Raw genomic sequence first — 24,122 nt, 5'->3', positions numbered from 1 at the left:
GCAGTAAACGGATACACGTCTGCACCCATCGGATAGTCCGCCCCATCCCCCCGTCCTAGCATGGCCCTGCCTGAATAAAAACAATGGAGGCGGCGGCCATGTCCCTGCGACCCGAATACCTTCACTCCCTGCTTGAAGACGACAAAGAACAGGGCATCTACCGCTGCAAGCGCGAGATGTTCACTGACCCACGGCTGTTCGACCTGGAGATGAAACACATCTTCGAAGGCAACTGGCTGTACCTGGCGCACGAAAGTCAAATCCCCAATATCAACGATTTCTACACCACCACCATGGGGCGTCAGTCGATCTTCATCGCGCGCAATAAGGAAGGTGTGCTCAACGCTTTCATCAACGCCTGCAGCCATCGCGGCGCGACGCTGTGCCGGCACAAGACCGGCAACAAAAGCTCCTACACCTGCCCGTTCCACGGCTGGACCTTCAACAACTCCGGCAAGCTGCTCAAGGTCAAAGACCCTGCGGCTGCGGGTTACCCGGCGAGCTTCAACTGTGAAGGCTCCCACGACCTGACCAAAGTTGCGCGTTTCGAATCCTATCGCGGCTTCCTTTTCGGCAGCCTGAAGGCTGATGTGGTGCCGCTGGTCGAGCACCTGGGCGAGTCGGCGAAGATCATCGACATGATCGTCGACCAGTCCGCCGATGGCCTCGAAGTGCTGCGCGGCTCATCCAGCTACATCTACGAAGGCAACTGGAAGCTCACCGCGGAAAACGGCGCTGACGGTTACCACGTCAGCTCCGTGCACTGGAACTACGCTGCCACCCAAAACCAGCGAAAACAGCGTGAATCCGGCGATAGCAACCCGACGATGAGCGCCGGGACCTGGGCCAAACAGGGTGGTGGTTTCTACTCGTTCGACAAGGGCCACATGCTGCTCTGGACCCGCTGGTCAAACCCCGAGGATCGTCCGCTCTACGAGCGCCGCGACGAACTGTCCCGGGACTTCGGCCAGGCCCGCGCCGACTGGATGATCGAGAACTCGCGCAACCTGTGCCTGTACCCGAACGTGTACCTGATGGATCAGTTCAGTTCGCAGATCCGCATCGCCCGGCCGATCTCGGTCGACCGCACGGAAATCACCATTTATTGCATCGCCCCCAAAGGCGAAAGCGACCACGCCCGTTCGAGCCGGATTCGTCAGTACGAAGACTTCTTCAACGTCAGCGGCATGGCCACCCCGGACGATCTGGAAGAGTTTCGCTCCTGCCAGACCAGCTATCAGGGCAGCGTCACGACGTGGAATGACATGTCCCGCGGTGCCGAGCACTGGGTCGAAGGCGCCGATGAGGCGGCCAAGGAAATTGACCTGCATCCACTGCTAAGCGGCGTGCGCACCGAAGACGAAGGCCTGTTCGTGCTGCAACACAAGTATTGGCAGCACACCATGCTCAAGGCGTTGGCCGCCGAACAGTCCGAATTGGTCGCTGTGGAGGCCGTGCAATGACCATCACCTATGACGCCGTGCGCGATTTTCTCTACCGCGAAGCACGCTACCTCGACGACAAGCAATGGGATGACTGGCTGGAACTGTACGCCGCCGATGCCTCGTTCTGGATGCCGTCCTGGGACGACAACGACGAGTTGACCGAGGACCCGCAGCGCGAAATCTCGCTGATCTGGTACGGCAACCGCACAGGCCTGGAAGACCGTATCTTCCGCATCAAGACCGAGCGTTCCAGTGCGAGCATTCCGGAGACGCGGACTTCGCACAACATCAGCAACATCGAGTTGCTTGAGCAGGCCGATGGTCTGTGCAAGGTGCGCTTCAACTGGCACACCCTGAGCTTTCGCTACAAGACCGTCGACAGCTATTTCGGCAGCAGTTTCTACACCCTTGATGTGCGCGGCGAAAACCCGCTGATCAAGGCCAAGAAAGTGATCCTGAAGAACGATTACGTTCGCCAGGTCATCGATGTCTACCACCTCTGAGGCGGCCGTCATGACTCATTCCATTGCATTCAATTTCGAAGACGGCGTCACTCGGTTCATTGACGCCAATGTGGGCGAAACCGTGGCCGATGCCGCGTATCGCCAAGGCATCAACATTCCGCTGGATTGCCGCGACGGCGCCTGCGGCACCTGCAAGTGTTTCGCCGAGGCCGGTCGTTATGACTTGGGCGAGGAATACATCGAAGACGCGCTCACGGCGGACGAAGCCGAACAGGGTTTTGTCCTGACCTGCCAGATGCGCGCCCAGAGCGATTGCGTGGTGCGGGTGCCGACCTCATCGCAAGTCTGCCGTACGCAGCAGGCCAGTTACGACGCCACCATCAGCGCCGTGCGGCAGCTGTCCGACAGCACCATTGCGCTGTCGATCAAGGGCGAGGCGCTGAGCAAACTGGCGTTCCTGCCAGGCCAGTATGTGAACCTCGCAATTCCCGGCAGCGAGCAGACCCGTGCTTATTCCTTCAGCTCGCTGCAGCGTGACGGCGAGGTCAGTTTCCTGATCCGCAACGTTCCCGGCGGCTTGATGAGCAGCTTCCTCACCGGCATGGCCAAGGCCGGCGACAGCATGAGCCTGGCCGGGCCGTTGGGCAGTTTTTACCTGCGCGACATCCGCCGGCCGTTGTTGCTGCTGGCCGGCGGTACGGGCCTGGCGCCGTTCACCGCGATGCTGGAAAAAATCGCCGAGCAGGGCAGTGAGCATCCGCTGCATTTGATCTACGGCGTGACCAACGATTTCGATTTGGTGGAACTGGACCGGCTCGAAGCGTTGGCCGCGCGAATCCCGAATTTCAGCTTCAGTGCCTGCGTCGCCAACCCCGACAGCCAGCACCCGCTCAAGGGCTACGTGACCCAGCACATCGAGCCACGGCATTTGAACGATGGCGACGTCGACGTCTACCTGTGCGGCCCGCCGCCGATGGTCGAAGCGGTCAGTCAGTTCATCCGCGAACAAGGCGTCGCGCCGACGAACTTCTACTACGAGAAATTCGCCGCCAGCGCGGCTTGAGCATTTGTCAGCAGTGACTCACGTTTCCTGTAGGAGCCAGGCTTGCCGGCGAAGGCGTCCTTGAGTGCGCCTTCGCCAGCAAGCTTGGCTCCTACGAAAAGCGACTCACCGCGAAAGCGATATTCGTCACGAGGTATACATGAACATATTTCACGAAAAAGTCGCGCTGATCACTGGCGCGGCGCAAGGCATCGGCCGGCGTGTGGCGGAGCGTATGGCCGCCGAGGGTGCGCGGCTGATTCTGGTCGATCGCTCGGATCTGGTGTTCGAGGTGCAGCAACAATTGGGGCAGGGCAGCCAGGTGCTCGCGCTGACCGCCGACCTTGAGCAATACAGCGAATGCAGCCGCGTGATGCGCGCTGCCGTCGAGCGCTTTGGGCGTCTGGATGTGCTGGTCAACAACGTGGGCGGTACGATCTGGGCCAAGCCTTTCGAGCACTACGAAGAGCAGCAGATTGAAGCCGAAGTCCGTCGTTCGCTGTTTCCGACGCTATGGTGCTGCCATGCCGCGCTGCCGTACATGCTTGAACAAGGCAGCGGCGCTATCGTCAACGTCTCGTCCATCGCCACTCGCAGCATCAATCGCGTGCCGTACGGCGCCGCGAAGGGCGGCGTCAATGCGCTGACCGCTTGTCTGGCGTTTGAAACCGCCGGTCGCGGGGTTCGGGTCAATGCCACCGCACCCGGTGGTACCGAAGCACCGCCGCGGGTCATCCCGCGTAACAGCACAGAGCAAAGCGCCGAAGAAAAGGTCTGGTACCAACAAATTGTCGACCAGACGCTCGACAGCAGTTTGATGAAACGCTACGGCACGCTGGATGAGCAGGCAGGCGCTATTCTGTTTCTGGCCAGCGACGAAGCGTCGTACATCACCGGCATGATCATGCCGGTGGGCGGCGGCGACCAGGGCTGACGCGACTCATTAAAAACAACCTGCAAACATATGAGCGACAAACCCACGATTGTGCTGGTCCATGGTTTTTGGGGCGGTGCCGCCCACTGGAACAAAGTCATCGCCGAACTGTTGACCAAGGGCTACACGAAGATCCGCGCGGTCGAGATACCGCTGACGTCACTGGCCGACGATGCCGAGCGCACGCGCAAGATGGTCGCTCAGGTGCCGGGGCAGGTATTGCGGGTGGGCATTCCTATGGCGGCGCGGTGATCACCGAGGCCGACGATCAACCGAATGTCGTGGGGCTGGTGTACATCGCCGCATTCGCCCCGGACGCCAGTGAAAGTCCCGGCCGCATCACTCAGCGGCATCCTCCCGTGGCGGCGGCCAACCTGGCACCCGACAGCGATGTATTTGTGGGTCAAACCTGAGCTCTACCACGAAAGTTTCTGTCAGGATCTGCCCGCGACCGAAGGCTTGGTCATGGGCCTCACCCAGAAAGCGCCCCTGGCCAGTACTTTCGGTGACACCATTAAAATGGTGGCGTGGAAGACCAAGCCGTCGTGGTATCAGGTGTCCAGCGATGACCGCATGATCGCGCCGCAATATCAGCAATGGATGGCCGGGCGACTGAACGCCAGGGAAGTACTGACCTTGAACGCCAGCCATGCTTCGCTGGCCTCGATGCCGGCCGAGATTGCGGCGTTTATCGACAAGGCCGCGACCGCGTTAGCCTAGACACCATTACAGGCGGCGCTGAAAGGTCCTGACAATCTTGAGCGTGGCGTCGCTTGTGTTCAGGTTCTGGACCGCGTCCAGCGGATACCGCATGCAATCGAAAATTTCATTTTGTGGCCAAGCCTCGTCCGAGTTGAGCACCGAAGCCGCTGTTTCAAGGGTTGGAGTAAGGGGGGCGACAGAAAGTGCAAAGGAATGTCGAAACCTGGCGCGACGTCTGGTCGGCACTTGAGCAAAGGTCGGGTGTAAGGTAGCCAAGTCAATCGTGGCTTATCACTGCCGAAAAGGAGGTGAATATGAGCGTTCCGATGCTTAACAAAATGCACATGAACGGTTATGACGTACTCAGCGTAAACAACGGCCCTTGGCGGGTTTGCACCAAAGGCGACCGGCTCGGTGCCTTTGCCAGCAGAGAGGAAGCACTGGCCTACGCGGCTGCGCTGCCTGGCTACAAAGCGGGTCGATCGACTCGAAGTCGGAAATCAGAATGAGCGTGAGCTTGAAGCCCTGGAATGCCGGGGCTTTTTTTGTCGTAAAACCACGGCCAGGAGGATTCTAAGCGCGACATTCGGGTGATAGGGTGCCCGCTTTCAATCCAAGGATGAACTCATGTTGAAAGTCGCTGGACTGCGCTGGCAGTGTGGTCTGCTCTTTGTTTTGCTGGCGTAAGTCAGGCTCAAACCCAGGCGCCAGGCGCCAGGCGAAATCCACACTAATCAAATGGTCTGCGATGTTTTCCGTACATTGGCCGGATCGATCATGCAGTCTCGGCAGAATGGCGAATCGAAAGAAAGTTTGCTGGCGGGGAAGTCGGGTAATCCTGATCACGACGCGTTAGGTGAAATGCTGATCAACGAAGCGTACAACCAGCCCGTCCTCGATTCTTCAGAACTCAAGAGCAAGGCAATCAATACGTTCGCGGATAAATGGCGGAACACCTGTAATAAGCCAGTTTCCAGCTAGCCCGGTACGCCAACCAGGTTAATAACCTCCACCGCTCGCACTGCGAGAGGGCTCCCTGGCTTTCTGTTGCGCGTGGCTCCATTGCGCGCAGTTCATGAAGCTTTTGTGTTCGACCTTGCCCCTGTCATCGAAGCTGATGCTGTACGGCTTCTGTTGCCCGGTCTGTGTCAGCTTGTAGTCAAAGCAACTGCCAGGCACCACCGTGCGCTCCGTTATGGATAAAGGCTGACCGCCAATCTGCTGAACCTGATCCTTGCTCATGCCGGTCTCGACTTTGCGACCAGCGGCTGGTCGCGATAAACGTGCGAATCAGTGCTGCAGCCACCCGTCGCCGAGCACGACGACCAGCGCGAATAGAGGCTTGTTCATGACATCGCTCCCGTTAGTGAGCTTTCGTCCGACTGATGACCTTGGCTTTCACTTCTTCGGCATAGCCCGCCAGTCGCTGTTCATCGCCTTGAAACAGGTCGCACAATTTCAGGGCAGCTTGCGCATCCACATCATTACCGGCCTGGCGTAGTTGCTCTGCGATGCGCAAGAGTTCCACTGCCGACCACCTCAAGTCCGACGCAACGCCTTGCAGGTCACGTCGAAGTTCATTTTCATCTTCGTTAAGCCACATGATGACCTCCTGCAAATACCCCTCAACAAAGCGTAGTCCCGATTAGCGGGCGGGGCGTTTGTTCAACGGAGGCTCAATGGATGGAAGGTACGCCGCTTGTCGGGAGGATAAGCCCGAACGAACCGGCGTGATGTCGTACTGAGGTGGCGAATTTTCGCTAGGGCGAGGCAACTTCAATGACCAGTACTGATGATTTCAGATTCCATGCGAAAGAGCTGATTGTTGATCTGAACGCAGCAACCACGGAGATGATGAATCTGATTTCGGCTCATCAGTTAAACGGTCCGGAGTGGGAGCGGGTCAATCAATGGCAGCATGAAGCCCATAAACGATGGATGAGGTATTTGAATGCAGACCACGGTGATCACAAACCAACCCCCTGAAGGGTGATTCAATAGATGGATGTCTGGACCGCTACGCGCTACATTTCCCGTTTTTCAGGATAAGGAAGCGTCATGCGGATGTTGATTGGGGGAGTAGCGATGGCGATGCTGGCAGGTTGTTCGTTGCCGGCATCCCTGGTTCCAGGTGAGCCTAACGTCAGCAAGTACAGTAACAAGACGCCCAAAGAATACGCCGCGTGTCTGTTGCCGCTATGGCAGCAGGAAGTCTCCAGAACGACTCAGACCGCGATTTCCAATGGCTACCGGATCAACGCGCCAAGCATCATTACGGCTGACGAGATTCTGGACATCGTGAAATACAAGGACGGCAGTCGGGTTTCGCTGTATCAAGGGCCGCCGTGGGCCAAGTCGGACGCAATGCGTAAAGCGGTTCGCAGCTGCTTGTAAAACTCACTTCGTGTGAACTTCGTGTGAACTTCGTATGTAAGCGCCGTATGTCGGAACCGAGGAACGCTTGTTCGCTGGAAAACTTCCAAGTGAAACTGTTCTTGGGAGTTTGGCGATGAATGATGATCAAAAAGAAGAAGCACTGGCTGCCTGGTACAGGCTCCTCAACGAGCCTGAAATTCGCATGGATTGTGAAGAACAGTACGACGAGTTGCTTAAGGCGGCTGATGAGATGGAGCGTACCGGGCTGATCAACGACGTGGAATGGCGCAAGTTGGTGCAGGAAGCCGGCATTGCCTTTTCAAAAGCGATAGAGGGCGTTGGCGGCGGCACCTAGGTTGACCGCACGCCGGCATTTACGGTAACTCCTCCCAACTAACCTGTATCAAGCCAAATTCCTGCGCATGGCTACGCAGCGCATCGAAATTTTGTTGATCGTGATTGTCTCCATACGAAAGCCCGATCCCCGAATGGAGGCAGGCGTAGTACCAAGCGTCTGCCTCAGTCATGTGGGAGTCGGGTTGAATAAAAATATGCCGAGTCTTGTTGAAGCCATATGTGATTTGAAAATATCGAGGGCGGGTCATCCGAATCTCCAGGTGCTGCCACTACGACATTGATGGCGTAGTGCCAGTTCCCTCTGTTTTCGGACTTTTATCAGCTTCAGCAAAACGCGACGTTTTTCATTCAGTCGTCATGCGCGCGCTCATGGCGCGTTCACGCAGGGGGGCTCAGCAAGCATGATTGGAGGCATTCAGTATTGAGCTGCGAGCACTCTTTTTCGGCTTCTACTCGTGTCGGGTAGGTCGTTGGGAGCCTTCGCTTTTCTTCATTGTCGTAGAGGTTGAACCCTATGGGGGCGGTTTTGCAGTAGAAGCGCGTTCCGTTGCGCGTTGATCCCGTTTCCGTGGGAATTGCAGGGACGACAACGAATCTTGAAATCATCTTCGCGTACTCCTTCCGAATTCACCTTAATGGGTAGCGGCTACTGGCCACCACCGCAAAGGGCGCGCTTGAAGTATCTGATGAACAGGCGGGGTTTGCCAAAAAAGGCGCTGGTGGACGCCGTCAGGAAGTTGGTCGGCGTCGCTCGTTGCCAGAAGGGTTGCCAGTGTCTAACAGCCTCCTTTCTACCAGGACATTCTGAAGTGCCTGGCGGTTTTCAGCGTCCAGCTGGTGCTCTCTCTCCTTGAGTTCCATCAGGATAGGGTTGGAGTAGGTGCGATAGATTTTCTCGGCTTTAAAAATGGATGTCATCTATCCTCCTGATCAGGCGCCCGCGACAGAATCCGCGCCATTCGATTCGGTAGAAACCCTAGTCGAGGAAATGGATTTACGCCAATAAATTGCACTGCAATGGTGCGCCTGTTTACGCGTGGCGGTTCACCAGAAGTCGACGTTCCCGAACCTGCCCTACAGGTGAACGGTGGCATCAAACTTCGACCCGGCCGTACGTGGGGTAGCCACCGGGTCGTGCAGCAACGATTAGCCTCGGTCCAGTAATGTGCGGCTGATAAAACGTGATCCCACTTCATTCAAGTGCGAATCATCCAGGTACAACAGTTGGCCCTTGCTAATCGGGCTGCACACGCCTGTCGGACATATCACCTGATTGGGATCGATAAAGTGCACCTGCGGGTACTTCTCGCGAATATCAGCCTAATAGGGCGCCTTGGGGGTTTGGGTAACCGAGCAATCGTGGTCGGTACCGAACCATCAAGTGGCGGATCGGGCAACTTGCGGCTTTTTCGATGTGCTGATTCCTCAAGATGACGATGACCTCTTCGCTGTGCGCCACCACCCGCTTGATACTCGCCTCGACCATGTCTTTGGCAATCGCGTCCCTGGAACAGATCGCCGCCAGCACCACATAGCGGTAATGGTTCTGCTCGATCAGGCTGAACGCCCGCTCGTTGCGTTGTGCACAATGGGCGGCATAGACCGCGGACATGTCGACGGTGTACCCGAGGATCGGCGGGCACGAGTCCATGGTGTAGTCCATGATCCGAGAGGTTGTTGGGTTTGGCCAGAAGATCGACCATGCCGGTGAAGTGATTGGCAAACGAATCGCCGATCATGATGCCGTCCAGCCCTTCTTTTTGACCCCCAGACGACACGCGTCATTAGGTGCAGTGCCGTGGAGAGCATTGGTGACTTGGTGCCCCCTGCGAATCTCGCTCGGCTTTTGCAGGGTCATCGCTTCGAGTTGCGCAACATCAGGGCTGAAACGTTGCGCAAACCCGTTGAATTGCAGGTTCAGCACCGCCAACGCGGCCAGGCCCAATGCCGGAACGGCGAATCGACGGGCGAAGACCCGGGAAAAGTGCCACGTCGCCCCGTTGCGATCACAGTGGCCAGCAATACCGTCACCAAGGCAGGAACAATGCGATTGATGCGCCGCTGATAAAAACCCTTCAGCGAAAAAGCGTTGCGCTTGATCTCGGAATAAACCTGGGAGGTGATCAAAAAGCCGGAGATGACAAAGAAGATGTCAACGCCAACGAACCCCCCTGGCAGCAGGCTGGCGTTGAGGTGATGCAAAAGTACCGCGATAACCGCCACAGCCCCAGCCCATCGATGTCCGAACGGTACTTGCCATGTGCCTGACCATCCCTAACGCTGTTGCTATCTGTCGGACGTCCGAGCCATGACGACCACTGTCAAGATTTGGACACAACCCACCTCACCTATCATTTGTAATTGGAAATTTGACGGTGAGCTAAATTGAAATGCGAAATAATTGCGCGGATTCAGGGCGCTCTTCCTGGACGAGTTGATTCTGTTGAGATTCGATAGTTTGGATATCAAGCCTCGGCTGTCGGTAGAACTTGATTGATATCAACCGTAATCATCGGAGTGCCCTGTACGCTGGGGGAAAGCGATGTTCGTGACATCCGCTGTGGGTGAATCGTGTTCATCGGATCCAAGATTGAGAACCCCATGCTCTATCCGCTGTTTCTGACATTGCATCTGTTTGCCGCGCTGATTTTTATCGGCACGGTTTTCTTCGAAGTCCTGTTCCTTGAAGGTATTCGCAAACAATTGCCCGTCAAGGTCATGCTGCTGGTTGAGCAGGGTATCGGTCGACGCGCGCGCACCCTGATTCCATGGGTTTTGCTGGTGCTGTTCGGTGCAGGGTCGGAGATGGTCTGGTTGCGCTATTTGCCGGCCCTTGCCACACCAATGGCCTCTTCGTTCGGCACATTACTGATGTTGAAGATCGTGGTCGCGGTCAGCGTGCTGATGCACTTCCTGGTCGCCATGTACCTGTTCAAAACTGACCGGATGAGTGCTCGGTACCTGCATTTCATCCATGGCAGCCTGTTCTGCCACATGGTCGTCATCGTACTGCTGGCCAAGGGCATGTTTTACCTGACGTGGTGACCTGGCTTGACCGGTGGACTGTTGTACAACCAGCACTTTGCCCGCGCTTGATACAAATCAAGGTGCATTAGTCGCCAGACCCCGACACGGTTAGTCTGCAGCCAGTCTCGGAGACCCGTCATGCTCAATTTTTTTCCCCACTGCGTATTTCGGCCCATCGTGACCGCCCGTTTCGGTACATCGTGACCGACCATTTCGCTAACGCGTGACCGCTCATTTCGCTAACAACGTGACCGATTTCCGCCTGTTCCGAAACAGCCGGTCAGGCCCTTACCGAAATGACCGGTCACGTTGTTAGCGAAATACCCTCCACTCCGTTGCGCATGACCTGACGCGCCGCCACCCTCAGTCCCATTTCGGGGAATCGAAGGATGGCGGCGCAGCGAGTAGCCATGCGTAATATCAAAGAATGCCTGCGCCTCAAGTTCGAGGCCGACTTGTCCCACGAGAAGATCGCCCGCGCCTTGCTACTGTCCAAGGGCGTGGTCAGCAAGTATATCAAGGCGGCGCGCGACACCGGTATCGAGTGGCCCGCGCTGGCTCTACTGGATGAGGCGGCGCTTGGGCCGCCCTGATTCCGGCCGCCAAAGTCGTGCACACGCGCGGCGACCGCGTGTTGCCCGACGTGATCACCCTGCACCGCGAACTACGTCGCAAAGGCGTGACGCTACAACTGCTGTGGGAGGAATACACCGCAGCTCATACCGACCAGCCAACCTACCGCTACAGCGTAGTAGTCAGAGATTGGGTTGGTGATGTGTGTTTTAAGCGATCGGCCGGATACCTGAGAAGCGGCTTCTCAGGAAAGATTCTGACGTGCTTTTCTGTGAAGGGTTGCGGAAATGGCCGAAAAGTTGCGGAAACGATTGCATCACCGGGGATCCAGCCACCAAACCCCAGAAACGACAAAGCCCTGAATAATCAGGGCTTTGTCGGTACAAATATGGCGGAGGCGATGGGATTCGAACTCATGGACCTGTTACAGTCGACGGTTTTCAAGACCGTTGCCTTAAACCACTCGGCCACACCTCCGTTTGCGTTGCGGGCGCCATAATACCTGAATGAAACACACTGTCAAACTCTCTGCATGGCTTGTTACAGAGCGTCTGTTATGATCTTTGCGACTGAACGTTTCAAACCAACAGGAGTGTCGCCATGCGCGAACAGGATTACGCAGTTAATAACAGCGTGCAGGCTGAGCAGCTAGAGGTTAGCCGCGTCCTGCGCAACACATACGGCTTGCTCGCTCTCACCCTCGCATTCAGCGGCGTGATGGCGTTCGTGGCTCAGCAGATGCGTGTCGGCTACCCGAACATTTTCGTGGTGCTGATCGGTTTCTACGGGCTTTTCTTCCTCACCAACAAACTCCGTGACTCGGCCTGGGGCCTGGTGTCGGCATTTGCCCTGACCGGTTTCATGGGTTTCTTGCTCGGCCCGATCCTCAACCGCTACCTGGGCATGCAGGGCGGCGCTGAAGTCGTCAGTTCGGCTTTCGCGATGACCGCGCTGGTGTTCGGTGGTCTGTCGGCTTACGTGCTGATCACCCGCAAGGACATGAGCTTCCTCGGTGGTTTCATCACCGCAGGCTTCTTCGTGCTGCTGGGCGCGACGCTGGCGAGCTTCTTCTTTCAGGTCAGCGGTCTGCAATTGGCGATCAGCGCAGGTTTCGTGCTGTTCTCCTCGGTCTGCATTCTGTTCCAGACCAGCGCCATCATTCATGGCGGCGAGCGTAACTACATCATGGCGACCATCAGCCTGTATGTATCGATCTACAACCTGTTTATCAGCTTGTTGCAGATCCTCGGCATCATGAGCCGCGATGATTAATCGGCAGCCTTGAGTAAAAAACCCGCTTAGGCGGGTTTTTTATTGCCTGAAATTCAGCGTCATTCCGTGATGATAATGCTGCCATCGGCCTGCTGGCGGTAGATGGTATAGGGCAGGAGCAAGGTATCGAGGGCGCCGGAAATGACCACGTCGATGAGGACAATGGCCGGAGCATTGTCATGCTCCTGCGCATCCCGTCCTTTTTCGAGGGGAGCATTGAGCATGCAGAAATCGTAGGTCACGCCGCTGTAGATACGGGGCACTGCGCCGCAGTAACTTTTGTGATCCTTGAGACTCTTCGCCGCCACTTCGTCACCGCGAACCACTGTTTGTACCGTGCCGCAACCCGCGAGCATCAGCGCCGCGAGAACTATTGCCTGAGTTTTCATACCGCCAATCCTTCGCCGGAAAACTGTCAATTTACGCGCTTCCAATCAAAACCGCACTCATGCCATCGGTGGCAATCGGCGTTTGACCGGAGTCTTCTTGACGATGGCGGTGTTGGTTTCGGCGTGGCTGTTGAGGCGGTCGAGCAGGGTGTCCAGTTGCTCCATCGAGCGCACATGCAGGCGCGCAATGAAGCAATCGTCGCCGGTGACTTTGTCGCACTCGGTAAATTCGGGGATCGCCTGAATCTGCCGCTCGACTTCCTGTAATTGGCCCGGCAGCGGGCGGATCCGCACGATGGCCTGGAGTTGATAGCCGAAGCACTTGGGGTCAATTTCGACTGTGTAGCCCTTGAGCACTCCACGCTCTTCGAGTCGACGCAGGCGTTCGGCAACGCTGGGTGAGGACAGGCCGCTGATCTGCGCTAAAGCCTTGAGCGAGCGGCGTGAGTCTTCCATCAATGCGCTGATCAGCACTTGGTCGATGTCGTCGGTCATGGCAAATCCCCTGTTAGGCAGTTGACGGAATACGCCTTGATAAAAAAGGCAAAAACCGAGTTTAGCCTGCTTTTTGCGCTGGAGAAGCCCTTGGGCGGATTGGCATAATCTGGGCTCAATCACGGGAGTCTGATGATGGACAACACACTACGTCGCGGTTCATTCGAAATGAGCGCCGCCATGCTGATCTCCGGGACCATCGGTTGGTTCGTGCTGGTGTCCGGACAACCGGTGCTGGACGTGGTGTTCTGGCGGTGCGTGTTCGGCGCCGGCACGTTGTTGTTGATCTGCGCGGCCTTCGGCTTTCTGCGCCCGGGCATTCTGACCCGCACCACGTTTCTGCTGGCGGTGCTCAGCGGTGTAGCGATTGTCGGCAATTGGGTGCTGTTGTTCGCCTCTTATTCCCGTGCCTCGATTGCCATCGGCACCGCGGTCTATAACGTTCAACCGTTCATGCTGGTCGGTTTGGCGGCGCTGTTTCTTGGCGAGAAAATCACGCTGCAAAAGCTGTTCTGGCTGGGCATTTCGTTTCTCGGGATGCTGGCCATTGTCAGCGCGCATGGCGAGCAGGGCGCGGGTGGCAACGATTACCTGATGGGTATCGGCTTGGCCTTGGGGGCAGCGTTTCTGTACGCAATTGCGGCGTTGATCATCAAACACCTGACCGGCACGCCACCGCACTTGATTGCCCTGATCCAGGTCAGCACCGGGGTGCTGCTGCTCGCGCCGTTCGCGCACTTTTCGGCATTGCCACAAGCGCCAAGTGCCTGGGCCAGTTTGGTGACGCTGGGCATCGTCCACACCGGTGTGATGTATGTGCTGTTGTACGGCGCGATTCAAAAATTGCCGACGGCGCTGACCGGAGCGTTGTCGTTCATCTACCCGATTGCGGCGATTTTCGTCGACTGGTTCGCCTTCGGTCATCGTCTGGAGCCGTTGCAATGGATCGGTGTTGCCGCAATTCTGCTGGCCGCCGCTGGCATGCAGCAAGGCTGGGGCCTGAAGTTTCGTCGAGCGGTCCCACAATAAGCGGGTGTCAGATGTTCCAGCGCGGCGCAGTTTTTGCCAGTCGCTGGCGCATCTCGCCGATGTTCGAAGCGAACTGCCGGATCAGTAACCGATAGCCGTCCAGCGGCTCGTAGACCGGTGCTTCAAGACCTGAATTGGCCGGCAGATCGAGGGGGCGACTGAGACGCTGTGATGCGCCGGTTTTCAGCGCCCGGGCCATGCCGATCAGTTGAACGCGAATCTGCCGGTGTTCCGCTTTGAAACTCGATTGCAGATGCGCCACGGCGTCGCGGTCGCTGGCATCCGGCCGGGTGTTGCCGAGGATTTCCAGGGTGCTGACGCACATCCGCAAATTGCGCTGGATCGCATCGAGTTCGGTCATGGAAATCTTCACTTCCTTGGACACCGACGGCATCAGCGACCGCAGTTGCACCATCACCGCGTTCAGGCGATTCATGAGCTTCAGGTGTTCGTCATCGGAGACGGGCTGTCCATCGATGATGCGTCCGTAAATCGTCGCGCAATCGCTCAGCGAGTTGGCCAGGTTGTAGCGCCAGGAATAAACCGCATACGACGGCAGGGCGAAGGAAAAAGCCAGGGCCAGGGCCACGCCAATCAGAATATCCACACCGCGCCACAGTCCGTCAGAGATCGGGTTGTCGCCATGCCCGGCGACAATAAACACCGTGATTCCCGCCAATAGCGCCGTGTAACCGCCCTTGCCGATGGCGTGATACGAGAAAACCCCGCACACCACCGACATCACAAAATAGGTCAGCCACGGCATTCCGAGCCAGGCCTGTTGCGCCACCAACAGCAGGCCGATACTCGCGCCGATCAACGTGCCGACGGCGCGCTCGGCGGCTTTTTTACCGATGTTGCCGTGGTGCTGCAAACCGCCGATCACCACCAGCATCGTCACCGACGCCCACTCACCGTGGGGCAGGTTGATGCCGGTGGTCAGCATGATCGATGCCAGCAATCCCAGCGACACGCGGACCGCGTGGATCAGCTTGGCGTAGCGATAGCGCCGATACGGGTCCAGCAACGGACGCAGTAATCGGCGCAGCAGCGGTGGCAGTCGATGGGCTCTGAACGTGTTCAGGCTCGGTGTCCTCAGAAGATGTAATCGGTGGTCAGGAAACTCGAACTGCGTCCGCTGATGATCTCGCTGATGAGTTCTTTGTTGGTTTCCTGGAACTTGGTCGCCACCAGCGTGCGGATCGAAAACACCCGCAGCGCGTCATGCACCGACAGCGTGCCTTCGGCGGAGTTCTTGCGGCCGTTGAACGGGTAGGTGTCCGGGCCGCGCTGGCACTGGGCGTTGAGGTTGATCCGGCCGACCTGATTGGCAAAGGTGTCCACCAGTCGACCGACCGCCACCGGGTTGGTGCCGAAGATACTCAGCTGCTGGCCGAAGTCCGATTCCAGGACGTAGTCGATCACCGTGTCAAGGTGCCGGTAAGGCACGATCGGCACCACCGGGCCGAACTGTTCTTCCTGATAGACGCGCATCTGCGGCGTCACCGGGAACAGCACCGCCGGGTAGAAGAACGACGCCCGCGCTTCACCGCCATTTGGATTCACCACCTTGGCGCCTTTTCTGACCGCATCTGCAACCAGCGAATGCAGGTACTCGACCTTGCTCGCTTCCGGCAACGGCGTCAGCGCAACACCGCTTTCCCACGGCATACCCGGTTTCAGGGTGGCCAGTTTGGCGTTGAATTTCTCGATGAATGACTCGACCACGTCTTCATGAACGAAGAGGATTTTCAGTGCGGTGCACCGCTGACCGTTGAACGACAGCGACCCGGTCAGCGCTTCGTTGACCGCGTTGTCCAGATCGACCTCCGGCAACACGATGCCGGGGTTCTTCGCATCCAGGCCCAGTGCTGCGCGCAAACGGTGCGGTTTCGGGTGGAGTTTTTTCAGGTCGCTGGCGGCTTTGTTGGTGCCGATAAACGCAAAAATATCGATCTTGCCGCTGGCCATCAGCGCGCTGACGGTCTCGCGGCCGCTGCCGTAGATCACGTTGATCACCCCGGCGGGGAAGCTGTCGCGGAAGGCTTCCAGCAGCGGACGAATCAACAACACCCCCAGCTTGGCCGGTTTGAACACCACGGTGTTGCCCATGATCAGCGCCGGAATCAGCGTGGTGAAGGTTTCGTTCAACGGGTAGTTGTAAGGTCCCATGCACAAGGCTACGCCCAATGGAACGCGGCGGATCTGCCCGAGGGTGTCCTGTTCCAGCTCGAAGCGGCTGGAGCGGCGGTCGAGTTCCTTGAGGGCGTTGATGGTGTCGACGATGTAATCACAGGTGCGGTCGAACTCTTTTTCCGAGTCCTTGAGGTTCTTGCCGATCTCCCACATCAATAGCTTGACCACCGCCTCACGCTGTTCGCGCATGTGGCCCAAAAACGTTTCGACGTGCTGGATGCGTTCGGCCACACGCATGGTCGGCCACAAACCCTGGCCCCGGTCATAGGCGCGGACGGCGGCGTCGAGTGCAGTCAATGCGGTTTCCGCGTCGAGCAGCGGCGTGCTGCCGAGGATGACTTGTTCGTCGCCATTTTCGCCGGTCAGGTACACCGGGCTGCGGACCTGGGCGAGGGGGCCGGACCAGGTTTTCAGTTCGCCATCGACCAGGTATTCACGCTGCTCGGTCTGACCGTCGAGGCGGTATTTTTCCGGGATGTCGCTTGAGTCGGGAAACAGGTTGCCAAGGATATGTGCTGTGGTCATGTCGCTACCCCGTCTGGAATGGGTGATGAACTGATGAATCGTTTTAGCAGACCTTGGTCTCGCTTGTCATGACTCATCTCATCGTCTGGCGGCTCAGGGTTTTTGATCGTGGACCTGCCGATGCCTTCGGTCATGCCTCAGAAGCCCCCCTTGTTGGCCCCCAATGCCCTCAACCCGCCCGCGTCGGTGCCTTAGTGTTGACCTGTGCTTGATCACAATAAAAAAGGTGCTCTCCACTGAGGGGCGCCATAGAGAGGACAGCCATTCGGGCCAGTCGAGTCACTGAAAAGCCTAGCCTTTGTTTGGCGCTGGTGGGCGGCGTCTTTGCGGCGCTGCTCAACGGTTGTGGCGATGAGCCGAAAAGCCCGGCGATGCACAGCGAAGCGGCCGACGCCATGCCCACCGACGCCGAGCTGGCGCTGATTGCCTTTATGTCCGGCCAGCCCATCCAACAATAAGAACGGCAGGGTGTGATTCATGACGATGGACTTAACACGGCGTCAGTTGCTGCAACGGGCGAGTGTCATTGGCGCCTTCACCGCGCTGGGCTCAACCCCCGCGTTGGCCGAATTCCTGCGCGCACCACGGCTGATCCCTTGGCGCAACTGGTCCGGTGGCCAGAGTTGCCTTCCGGCGGCGCGGCTGGCGCCCAAGACCCTGGAAGAACTGACCCAGGTCATCCGCCAGGCCCCGGGCAAGGTTCGACCGGTGGGCTCGGCGAATCTTTCAGCGCGCTGGTGCCTACCGACGGCACGTTGCTGTCGCTGAGCTATTTTACCGGGCTGCTCGATCACGATCCCCAAACGCTGCAGGCGGAGTTCGCCGCCGGCACGCCGATGTCACGTATGGGCACGCCGCTCAAGGACATCGGCCAGGCCTTGCAGAACATGGCTGACATCGATTACCAGACCCTGGCCGGCGCGATCGCCACCTCGACCCACGTCACCGGAAAAACGTTCAGTCCTATTCAGCACACGTCTGCGGCCTGCAACTGGTGAACGCCAATGGCGACGTGCTCGACTGCGACAGCACGCGCCACCCTGGAGTGTTCAACGCGGCGCGAGTGTCGCTCGGCGCGCTCGGTGTGGCCACCAAAGTACGGCTGCAAAACCGCCCGGTATATCGCTTGCGAGAGCGCCAGTGGATCGCCAAGACCGAAGAGCTGCTGGAAGACCTCGACAAGAACACCCAGGAAAACCAGCACTGGGAAATGCTCGTGGTGACCCATTCCAACTACGCCTTGTCTATCGCCCTGAACGAAACCACCGAGCTGGCCACACCACCGATCCCGCCGGATGAGGAGGGTGGCAACGAGTTCGTGACGCTGATCGAGAAAATCGACAAATACGCCAGCGACTTCCCTGACCTGCGCCGCACGATGCTGAACAATTTGCGCCACCTCGCCAGTTTCGATGACCGGGTCGGCGACTCGTTCGACATCTACGCCAATGTGCGCACGGTGCGTTTCAATGAAATGAAATACTCAGTGCCGGCTGAACACGGCCGGGCCTGCTTGCGGGAGACTCTGAAGCTGATTCAGGACAAGGACCTGCGCACCTGGTTTCCCATCGAGTACCGCAACATCAAAGCCGATAACATACCGTTGAGCATGTTTGAAGGCCGCGACAGTAGTTCGATCTCGGTCCATCAGCATTACCAGATGGATCACCACAATTTCTTCGCCGCCATCGAGCCGATTTTCTGGAAGTACAACGGCCGGCCACATTGGGGCAAGTTGCAAACGCTCAACGCGAAGAACCTGCAACTGTTGCACCCGCGTTGGTATGAATTCATTGAGGTTCGACAGGAACTCGACCCCAGCGGCATATTTCTCAACGCGCATCTATCGTCGATTCTGGGGGTGAGCTGATGGCCGTCAATCGTCGTAACTTTCTCATCGGGACTGTCGGTGTCGGGGCCTTGCTCGCGGACGTTAGTGTGTGACTGCGACCGGGCGACCGGGGCGGTCCGTACAGCGACTATTTCCGGGCGCTGAACGATGAGCTTCGCCGCGCCTTCAAGCGCTGGACCGGAATGAGCCCGAGCGCCTTTCGCAACGAAGCTCCCAACCCGATTTAGCTGCTTTTGGTGAGAGGGCTTCTGTGGCGAGGGGGCTTGCCCCTGTTCGGCTGCGAAGCAGTCGTAATGCCGGCGCACGCGGTGTACCTGATGCAATGCGGTGACAGGTTTTGGGGCCGCTTCGCAGCCCAACGGGGGCAAGTCCCCTCACCACAGGGGACGGTGTTCAGCCTCTCGCATGCGCAGGTCTCGTTAATGCCGAAGCCACACAAACCCCCGTGCTCCGGTTAAACTCCGCGCTCTTTTTAAGGAGTTCATATGAGTTACTACCAGCCGGGCATTCTCGCCACCCCCGTTCCGCCTCAAGCCCGTCATATGTTCTTCGCCCTCGAATCCGCCGATGCACTACCGGCCGCGCTCGACAACCTGATGCAACTGGTGGACGGAAAATCGGCGGTTGTCGGCTTTGGTGAATCCCTGGTCAAGGCGCTGCACGTTGAGATCGATGGCCTGCGGCCCTTTCCGGCGCTGACCGGTGTCGGCGTCGACAACCCGTCGACCCAACACGCGCTTTGGTGCTGGTTGCACGGCGTCGACCGTGGCGAATTGCTCAATCGCAGCAACGCCATCGAAGCCGCGCTGGCCCCAGCCCTGCGCCTGGTGCAGATGAACGAAACCTTCCGCCACCTGACCGGCCACGACCTGACCGGTTACGAAGATGGCACCGAAAACCCGCACGACGAAGCCGCCGTGGCCGCCGCGCTATTGGGCGAAGGCGCTGAAGGCCTGGTCGGTGGCAGCTTTGCCGCGATCCAGCAGTGGCAGCATGACCTGAAGGGCTTCCACGCAATGCCGTCCCATGAAAAGGACAACATCATGGGCCGTCGCTTGAGCGATAACGAAGAACTGGATGACGCGCCGACTTCCGCCCATGTCAAACGCACCGCCCAGGAAAGCTTCGCCCCTGAAGCGTTCGTGGTCCGTCGCTCGATGCCGTGGATCGAAGGCGATCGCGCGGGCCTGATGTTCCTGGCGTTCGGCTTTTCCCTCGATGCCTTCGAAGCCCAACTGCGGCGCATGAGCGGACTGGAAGACGGCATCACCGACGGTTTGTACCGCATCAGCCGTCCGATCACCGGCGGCTACTACTGGTGCCCGCCGCTCAAGGACGGTCATCTGGACCTGCGCGCATTGCGCATCGGCTAAACATCAAGGAGCGATGATGAACGTGGTGCGCTGGGGCATGATTGGTTGTGGCAGTGTTGCTGAACGCAAGAGCGGGCCGGCCTTTTACAAGGCCCCGGGCTCGGCGCTGGTGGCGGTGATGGGGCGGCGTCTGGACGCGGTGACCGACTACGCCGCACGCCACGGCATCGCCCGGGTTTACACCGACGCGCAAGCTCTGATCAATGATCCCGAGGTGGACGCGGTGTACATCGCCACGCCACCCGACAGTCACCACGCCTATAGCTTGCTGGTCGCCGCAGCCGGCAAACATTGCTGCGTCGAAAAACCGATGTCGCTGAATGCCGGACAAAGCCGTGACATGCAAAAGGTCTTTGCCGACGCCGGGTTGCACCTGTTCGTTTCCTATTATCGACGCTCGCTGCCGCGCTTCCAGCAAGTGCGGCAGTGGCTGGAGGAGGGGCGGATCGGCGAGGTGCGGCATCTGTCCTGGACCCTGACCAAAACACCTTCGCCGAACGATCTGGGTGGCGCCGACAATTGGCGCACGGATCCGGTGATCGCCGGCGGCGGTTACTTCGCCGACCTGGCCAGTCATGGGTTTGACCTGTTCCAGTATTTGCTCGGGGATATCGTCGAAGTCGCCGGTTTCACCGCGCGACAGGCCGGTTTGTATGCCGCCGAAGACGCCGTCAGCGCCAGTTGGCGGTTCGCTTCGGGTGCCCTGGGCATGGGCTGCTGGAATTTCGTCGCAGACCGCCGCGAAGATCGGGTCGAGCTGATCGGCAGCCAAGGCCGGATCAGCTTTTCGGTGTTCGATGAGCACCCGGTGCAGCTTGAAGCCGATGAACACCTCAGCCTGCACATCGACCATCACGAGCACATCCAGTGGCATCACGTGCTGGGCATGAACGCTCACATCCGGGGCGAGGCGCAGCATCCGGCGGTGGCCGAACACGCGCTGAAAACCGACTGGGTGATGGACCAGATCCTCAAGCGCTGACGCACCGCAGAAACCGATCCGTTGTAGCAGCTGCCTTGTGGCGAGGGGATTTATCCCCGTTCGGCTGCGAAGCAGTCGTAAACCCTGAACACACGGTCTATCTGACGCACCGAGTTGTCTGAATTCACGCCTGCTTCGCAGCCGAACGGGGATAAATCCCCTCGCCACAAGGCAGCTACAAAGCCTGCGGTTGTCTGGCGAATCTAACCTTATGCTTAATCAGTATTTCTCAATCCCCACACCCGCTCTCTAAGATCACGTCATAACTCGTTATAACAAGTGATCTTCCATGACCGATAACGTTCTATCCCTCAGTAGCGTCCCGCTGCACACCCAGCTACGCGATGTGCTGCGCGCCCGCATCCTCGACGGCGAATACCCGCAAGACAGCCAGATGCCTTCCGAAAGCGAACTCGGCGCGCTGTTCAAAGTCAGCCGCATTACCGTGCGCCAGGCGTTGGGGGATCTGCAAAAGGAAGGGCTGATCTTCAAGATTCACGGCAAGGGTACTTTCGTCGCCAAGCCGAAAACCTTCCAGAACGTCAGCACCCTGCAAGGCCTGGCCGAGTCCATGACCGGTCGCGGCTACGAGGTGATCAACCGCCTGCACAGCTTCAAATTCATCCCCGCCGATAAACTCGTCGCCGAGCGTTTGCGCGTTGCCGAAGGCGAGACCGTGGCGCAGATCAAACGCGTGCGACTGATCAACCGCGAGCCGATTTCACTGGAAATCACCTACCTGCCCAAAGCCATCGGCGAACGGCTGGAGAAGGCCGATCTGGTCACCCGCGACATCTTTCTGATCCTCGAAAACGACTGCGGCCTGGCGCTTGGTCATGCCGATCTGGCCATCGACGCGGTGCTGGCCGACAGCGACCTGACCCTGGCGCTGAACGTCGAACCGGGCTCGCCGATCATGCGCATCGAGCGCCTGACCCACGACGCCAGCGGTCAACCTGTGGACTTCGAACACCTTTACTACCGCGGCGATGCCTTCCAGTACCGCTTGCGAATCGACCGGCAAAAAGGGGATCAGGCATGACCCACAGCTCTATCACCAGAAGCACTCTGGAGCAGGAATACGACATTGTCGTGATCGGCGGCGGCACGGCCGGGCCGATGGCGGCGATCAAGGCCAAGGAACGCAACCGTGATCTGCGCGTGCTGCTGATCGACAAGGCCAACGTCAAGCGCAGCGGCGCGATCAGCATGGGCATGGACGGCCTGAACAACGCGATCATTCCCGGTCACTCGACACCGGAGCAGTACACCAAGGAAATCACCATCGCCAACGACGGCATCGTCAACCAGGCGGCGGTGTATGCCTACGCGACCCACAGCTTCGAAACCCTCTCGCAACTGGACCGCTGGGGCGTGAAGTTCGAGAAAGACCAGACCGGCGACTACGCGGTGAAAAAGGTCCACCACATGGGCGCCTACGTGCTGCCGATGCCGGAAGGGCACGACATCAAGAAAGTCCTGTACCGCCAGTTGAAACGGGCGCGAGTCAGCATCACCAATCGCGTGGTTTGCACTCGTTTGCTGACGGACGAAGAGGGCGCAGTCAACGGCCTGATGGGCTTCGACTGCCGCACCGCCGACTTCCATGTGATCAAGGCCAAGGCTGTAATCCTTGCCTGCGGTGCGGCCGGGCGCCTCGGTTTACCATCCTCCGGTTACCTGATGGGCACCTACGAAAATCCGACCAACGCCGGCGACGGCTACGCGATGGCCTATCACGCCGGCGCCGAACTGGCGAACCTCGAATGCTTCCAGATCAACCCGTTGATCAAGGATTACAACGGCCCGGCCTGCGCCTACGTCACCGGCCCGTTGGGCGGCTACACCGCCAACAGTAAAGGTGAACGCTTCATCGAGTGCGACTACTGGAGCGGGCAGATGATGTGGGAGTTCCACCAGGAACTCGAAAGCGGCAACGGCCCGGTGTTCCTCAAGCTTGATCACCTGGCCGAGGAAACCATCCAGAACATCGAAGAGATCTTGCACAGCAACGAACGCCCGAGCCGCGGCCAGTTTCACGCCAATCGCGGCACCGACTACCGCACGCAAATGGTCGAGATGCACATCTCGGAAATCGGCTTTTGCAGCGGCCACTCGGCGTCGGGTGTGTGGGTCAACGAGAGAGCCGAAACCTCAGTGAAAGGTTTGTACTCGGCGGGTGACATGGCGGCGGTGCCGCACAACTACATGCTCGGCGCGTTCACTTATGGCTGGTTTGCCGGCACCAACGCGGCGGATTTTGTCGCCGGTCGCGAGTTTTCAGCGGTCGACGCGAAGCAGATCGAAACGGAAAAACTAAGGGTTTACGCGCCACTGGATCGCGAACACGGTCTGCCGCCCGCCCAGGTCGAGTACAAGCTGCGACGCTTTGTGAACGACTACCTGCAACCGCCGAAAGTGACCAAGAAAATGCAAATCGGCCTGCAACGCTTCAGCGATATCCAGCGCGACCTCGATCAGATCAAGGCCCGCAACGCCCACGAACTGATGCGCGCCATGGAAGTCAGCATGATCCGCGACTGCGCCGAAATGGCTGCCCGTGCGTCCTTGTTTCGCGCCGAAAGTCGCTGGGGGCTTTACCACTATCGGGTCGATCATCCACAACGCAACGACAGCGACTGGTTCTGCCACTGCCACCTGAAGAAGGGCGACGACGGCCAGATGACCAGTTTCAAGAAAGCCGTCGAGCCTTACATCATCCCGCTCGACGCCGAAGAAATGCAGGCCTACGACCGGCTGCGGGTCGGCGCGTTTGCGGCCTGAGCATCACAAAAAGAGAGACCACGAAATGGCCTATCAACCCCAGGAAATCTTCTTCCGCACCAACGCACCGGTCACGGTCGATGAAGACCTTTGCATCGCCCACAAAGGCTGCACCGTGTGCGTCGACGTTTGCCCGATGGACCTGCTGGCGATCAACCCGGCCACGCAAAAGGCCTACATGGCCTTCGACGAATGCTGGTACTGCATGCCGTGCGAAAAGGACTGCCCGACCGGAGCCGTGAAAGTCGAAATTCCCTATTTGCTGCGCTGAATGACAGGACGCCTTCGCGGGCAAGCCTCGCTCC

At 58.5% G+C, this 24,122-nt stretch carries 30 protein-coding genes, 1 tRNA gene and 5 pseudogenes; 23 read left to right on the top strand and 13 right to left on the bottom strand.

Translation table 11 applies throughout. The features are described 5' to 3' along the window. The first annotated feature begins 98 nt into the window (after window positions 1–98). The 6 genes from benA (at window position 99) to ACYZTM_RS02550 (ending at window position 4,605) form a co-directional block, all read left to right on the top strand. Complete coding sequence (benA, locus tag ACYZTM_RS02575; RefSeq protein ID WP_461986830.1) at window positions 99–1,463, top strand: benzoate 1,2-dioxygenase large subunit; 1,365 nt, start codon at window positions 99–101, stop codon at window positions 1,461–1,463. Next, window positions 1,460–1,948 carry a benzoate 1,2-dioxygenase small subunit gene (gene benB, locus ACYZTM_RS02570; RefSeq protein ID WP_461986828.1) on the top strand — a complete coding sequence of 163 codons (489 nt, stop codon included), beginning with the start codon at window positions 1,460–1,462 and terminating at the stop codon, window positions 1,946–1,948. The genes benA and benB overlap by 4 nt, the downstream gene beginning before the upstream one ends. Window positions 1,949–1,958: 10 nt before the next feature. Beyond that, window positions 1,959–2,972 (top strand): benzoate 1,2-dioxygenase electron transfer component BenC, encoded by a 1,014-nt coding sequence (gene benC, locus ACYZTM_RS02565; protein WP_461986826.1) that lies wholly within the window; start codon window positions 1,959–1,961, stop codon window positions 2,970–2,972. A gap of 139 nt (window positions 2,973–3,111) precedes the next feature. Then, window positions 3,112–3,885: a 1,6-dihydroxycyclohexa-2,4-diene-1-carboxylate dehydrogenase gene (locus tag ACYZTM_RS02560; protein WP_461986824.1), complete on the top strand. Its 774-nt coding sequence runs from the start codon at window positions 3,112–3,114 to the stop codon at window positions 3,883–3,885. 68 nt (window positions 3,886–3,953) lie between these two features. Beyond that, complete coding sequence (locus ACYZTM_RS02555; RefSeq protein WP_461986822.1) at window positions 3,954–4,298, top strand: alpha/beta fold hydrolase; 345 nt, start codon at window positions 3,954–3,956, stop codon at window positions 4,296–4,298. Next, the gene (locus ACYZTM_RS02550) at window positions 4,276–4,605 is read left to right on the top strand and encodes an alpha/beta hydrolase (RefSeq protein WP_371928416.1); all 330 of its coding nucleotides are present in this window, start codon (window positions 4,276–4,278) and stop codon (window positions 4,603–4,605) included. The genes ACYZTM_RS02555 and ACYZTM_RS02550 overlap by 23 nt, the downstream gene beginning before the upstream one ends. 6 nt (window positions 4,606–4,611) lie before the next feature. Here the strand turns inward: ACYZTM_RS02550 and ACYZTM_RS02545 are convergent. Continuing rightward, window positions 4,612–4,752: pseudogene (locus ACYZTM_RS02545) on the bottom strand (NUDIX hydrolase); the annotation flags it as partial. A gap of 149 nt (window positions 4,753–4,901) precedes the next feature. On the opposite strand from ACYZTM_RS02545, the gene ACYZTM_RS02540 reads away from it, so the two are divergent. Continuing rightward, window positions 4,902–5,096 carry a DUF2188 domain-containing protein gene (locus ACYZTM_RS02540; protein ID WP_131060243.1) on the top strand — a complete coding sequence of 65 codons (195 nt, stop codon included), beginning with the start codon at window positions 4,902–4,904 and terminating at the stop codon, window positions 5,094–5,096. Window positions 5,097–5,364: 268 nt separating this feature from the next. After that, entirely contained in the window at window positions 5,365–5,568 is a 204-nt protein-coding gene (locus ACYZTM_RS02535) for a hypothetical protein (RefSeq protein WP_461986819.1), read from the top strand. Window positions 5,569–5,586: 18 nt separating this feature from the next. Here ACYZTM_RS02535 and osmE read toward each other — a convergent pair. Further along, window positions 5,587–5,937, bottom strand: a pseudogene (gene osmE / locus ACYZTM_RS02530) (osmotically-inducible lipoprotein OsmE). Between the two features lie 13 nt (window positions 5,938–5,950). Then, a complete protein-coding gene (locus ACYZTM_RS02525) occupies window positions 5,951–6,190 on the bottom strand; it encodes a hypothetical protein (protein WP_131060245.1) in 240 nt (79 codons plus the stop codon). 176 nt (window positions 6,191–6,366) lie between these two features. Between ACYZTM_RS02525 and ACYZTM_RS02520 the strand changes: the two genes are divergently transcribed. From ACYZTM_RS02520 to ACYZTM_RS02510, 3 genes are all read left to right on the top strand, one after another. After that, window positions 6,367–6,573 carry a hypothetical protein gene (locus tag ACYZTM_RS02520; RefSeq protein ID WP_131060246.1) on the top strand — a complete coding sequence of 69 codons (207 nt, stop codon included), beginning with the start codon at window positions 6,367–6,369 and terminating at the stop codon, window positions 6,571–6,573. Window positions 6,574–6,645: 72 nt separating this feature from the next. Further along, complete coding sequence (locus ACYZTM_RS02515) at window positions 6,646–6,981, top strand: hypothetical protein (protein ID WP_131060247.1); 336 nt, start codon at window positions 6,646–6,648, stop codon at window positions 6,979–6,981. Window positions 6,982–7,096: 115 nt separating this feature from the next. Beyond that, complete coding sequence (locus ACYZTM_RS02510; protein ID WP_461986817.1) at window positions 7,097–7,318, top strand: hypothetical protein; 222 nt, start codon at window positions 7,097–7,099, stop codon at window positions 7,316–7,318. 19 nt (window positions 7,319–7,337) lie between these two features. On the opposite strand, the gene ACYZTM_RS02505 is transcribed toward ACYZTM_RS02510, so the two are convergent. The 5 genes from ACYZTM_RS02505 to ACYZTM_RS02485 all read right to left on the bottom strand — a co-directional run bounded on the left by ACYZTM_RS02505 (window position 7,338) and on the right by ACYZTM_RS02485 (window position 9,543). Further along, window positions 7,338–7,568, bottom strand: coding sequence for a DUF6555 family protein (locus tag ACYZTM_RS02505; RefSeq protein ID WP_131060249.1), 231 nt, complete (start codon window positions 7,566–7,568; stop codon window positions 7,338–7,340). Between the two features lie 481 nt (window positions 7,569–8,049). Beyond that, window positions 8,050–8,238 carry a hypothetical protein gene (locus ACYZTM_RS02500; RefSeq protein WP_131060251.1) on the bottom strand — a complete coding sequence of 63 codons (189 nt, stop codon included), beginning with the start codon at window positions 8,236–8,238 and terminating at the stop codon, window positions 8,050–8,052. A gap of 228 nt (window positions 8,239–8,466) precedes the next feature. After that, on the bottom strand, window positions 8,467–8,589 hold the full coding sequence (locus ACYZTM_RS02495) for an SGNH hydrolase domain-containing protein (protein WP_256656935.1): 123 nt from the start codon (window positions 8,587–8,589) through the stop codon (window positions 8,467–8,469). Between the two features lie 46 nt (window positions 8,590–8,635). Continuing rightward, window positions 8,636–8,971: a hypothetical protein gene (locus ACYZTM_RS02490; protein WP_461986814.1), complete on the bottom strand. Its 336-nt coding sequence runs from the start codon at window positions 8,969–8,971 to the stop codon at window positions 8,636–8,638. 266 nt (window positions 8,972–9,237) lie between these two features. Next, window positions 9,238–9,543, bottom strand: a complete 306-nt coding sequence (locus ACYZTM_RS02485) for an acyltransferase family protein (RefSeq protein ID WP_461986812.1) — start codon at window positions 9,541–9,543, stop codon at window positions 9,238–9,240. Window positions 9,544–9,921: 378 nt separating this feature from the next. Here ACYZTM_RS02485 and ACYZTM_RS02480 point away from each other — a divergent pair, with 378 nt between their 5' ends. Both ACYZTM_RS02480 and ACYZTM_RS02475 read left to right on the top strand, forming a co-directional pair. Further along, entirely contained in the window at window positions 9,922–10,365 is a 444-nt protein-coding gene (locus ACYZTM_RS02480) for a CopD family copper resistance protein (RefSeq protein WP_461986810.1), read from the top strand. Between the two features lie 371 nt (window positions 10,366–10,736). Then, a pseudogene (locus ACYZTM_RS02475) lies at window positions 10,737–11,113 on the top strand (IS21 family transposase); the annotation flags it as partial. 196 nt (window positions 11,114–11,309) lie between these two features. On the opposite strand, the gene ACYZTM_RS02470 reads toward ACYZTM_RS02475, so the two are convergent. Further along, window positions 11,310–11,397 (bottom strand) — tRNA-Ser (locus ACYZTM_RS02470). 123 nt (window positions 11,398–11,520) lie between these two features. Here ACYZTM_RS02470 and ACYZTM_RS02465 point away from each other — a divergent pair. Further along, the gene (locus tag ACYZTM_RS02465) at window positions 11,521–12,192 is read left to right on the top strand and encodes a Bax inhibitor-1/YccA family protein (protein WP_131061486.1); all 672 of its coding nucleotides are present in this window, start codon (window positions 11,521–11,523) and stop codon (window positions 12,190–12,192) included. Between the two features lie 59 nt (window positions 12,193–12,251). Here the strand turns inward: ACYZTM_RS02465 and ACYZTM_RS02460 are convergent, their stop codons facing one another. Further along, window positions 12,252–12,581: a YceK/YidQ family lipoprotein gene (locus tag ACYZTM_RS02460; RefSeq protein WP_131061487.1), complete on the bottom strand. Its 330-nt coding sequence runs from the start codon at window positions 12,579–12,581 to the stop codon at window positions 12,252–12,254. A gap of 57 nt (window positions 12,582–12,638) precedes the next feature. Further along, window positions 12,639–13,076 carry an Lrp/AsnC family transcriptional regulator gene (locus tag ACYZTM_RS02455; RefSeq protein WP_008006559.1) on the bottom strand — a complete coding sequence of 146 codons (438 nt, stop codon included), beginning with the start codon at window positions 13,074–13,076 and terminating at the stop codon, window positions 12,639–12,641. A 135-nt stretch (window positions 13,077–13,211) separates the two neighbouring features. Between ACYZTM_RS02455 and ACYZTM_RS02450 the strand changes: the two genes are divergently transcribed. Further along, window positions 13,212–14,105 (top strand): DMT family transporter, encoded by an 894-nt coding sequence (locus ACYZTM_RS02450; protein ID WP_461986807.1) that lies wholly within the window; start codon window positions 13,212–13,214, stop codon window positions 14,103–14,105. Between the two features lie 7 nt (window positions 14,106–14,112). Here the strand turns inward: ACYZTM_RS02450 and ACYZTM_RS02445 are convergent, their stop codons facing one another. Both ACYZTM_RS02445 and ACYZTM_RS02440 read right to left on the bottom strand, forming a co-directional pair. Continuing rightward, entirely contained in the window at window positions 14,113–15,132 is a 1,020-nt protein-coding gene (locus ACYZTM_RS02445) for an FUSC family protein (protein WP_461986805.1), read from the bottom strand. A gap of 68 nt (window positions 15,133–15,200) precedes the next feature. Then, window positions 15,201–16,826, bottom strand: coding sequence for an NADP-dependent glyceraldehyde-3-phosphate dehydrogenase (locus tag ACYZTM_RS02440; protein ID WP_461986803.1), 1,626 nt, complete (start codon window positions 16,824–16,826; stop codon window positions 15,201–15,203). A gap of 311 nt (window positions 16,827–17,137) precedes the next feature. On the opposite strand from ACYZTM_RS02440, the gene ACYZTM_RS02435 reads away from it, so the two are divergent. The 8 genes and pseudogenes from ACYZTM_RS02435 to ACYZTM_RS02400 all read left to right on the top strand — a co-directional run bounded on the left by ACYZTM_RS02435 (window position 17,138) and on the right by ACYZTM_RS02400 (window position 24,088). Continuing rightward, complete coding sequence (locus tag ACYZTM_RS02435; protein WP_461986801.1) at window positions 17,138–17,284, top strand: hypothetical protein; 147 nt, start codon at window positions 17,138–17,140, stop codon at window positions 17,282–17,284. 85 nt (window positions 17,285–17,369) lie between these two features. Then, window positions 17,370–18,696, top strand: a pseudogene (locus tag ACYZTM_RS02430) (D-arabinono-1,4-lactone oxidase). Beyond that, a pseudogene (locus tag ACYZTM_RS02425) lies at window positions 18,696–18,836 on the top strand (DSD1 family PLP-dependent enzyme); the annotation flags it as partial. The pseudogenes ACYZTM_RS02430 and ACYZTM_RS02425, both read left to right, overlap by 1 nt. A 327-nt stretch (window positions 18,837–19,163) precedes the next feature. Then, entirely contained in the window at window positions 19,164–20,051 is an 888-nt protein-coding gene (locus ACYZTM_RS02420; protein WP_131061492.1) for a Dyp-type peroxidase, read from the top strand. Window positions 20,052–20,067: 16 nt separating this feature from the next. Continuing rightward, window positions 20,068–21,033, top strand: coding sequence for a Gfo/Idh/MocA family protein (locus tag ACYZTM_RS02415; protein WP_131061493.1), 966 nt, complete (start codon window positions 20,068–20,070; stop codon window positions 21,031–21,033). Window positions 21,034–21,322: 289 nt separating this feature from the next. Then, complete coding sequence (locus ACYZTM_RS02410) at window positions 21,323–22,075, top strand: GntR family transcriptional regulator (RefSeq protein WP_461986798.1); 753 nt, start codon at window positions 21,323–21,325, stop codon at window positions 22,073–22,075. Further along, the gene (locus tag ACYZTM_RS02405; RefSeq protein ID WP_461986796.1) at window positions 22,072–23,817 is read left to right on the top strand and encodes a fumarate reductase/succinate dehydrogenase flavoprotein subunit; all 1,746 of its coding nucleotides are present in this window, start codon (window positions 22,072–22,074) and stop codon (window positions 23,815–23,817) included. Before ACYZTM_RS02410 ends, ACYZTM_RS02405 begins: the two co-directional genes overlap by 4 nt. 25 nt (window positions 23,818–23,842) lie before the next feature. Further along, complete coding sequence (locus ACYZTM_RS02400) at window positions 23,843–24,088, top strand: 4Fe-4S dicluster domain-containing protein (RefSeq protein WP_131061495.1); 246 nt, start codon at window positions 23,843–23,845, stop codon at window positions 24,086–24,088. Window positions 24,089–24,122: the final 34 nt, after the last annotated feature.

It is taken from the genome of Pseudomonas sp. MDT2-39-1, assembly GCF_054898085.1.
Note: the sequence above shows the minus strand (reverse complement) of the source record. Positions and strands in the feature narration are given on the sequence as shown.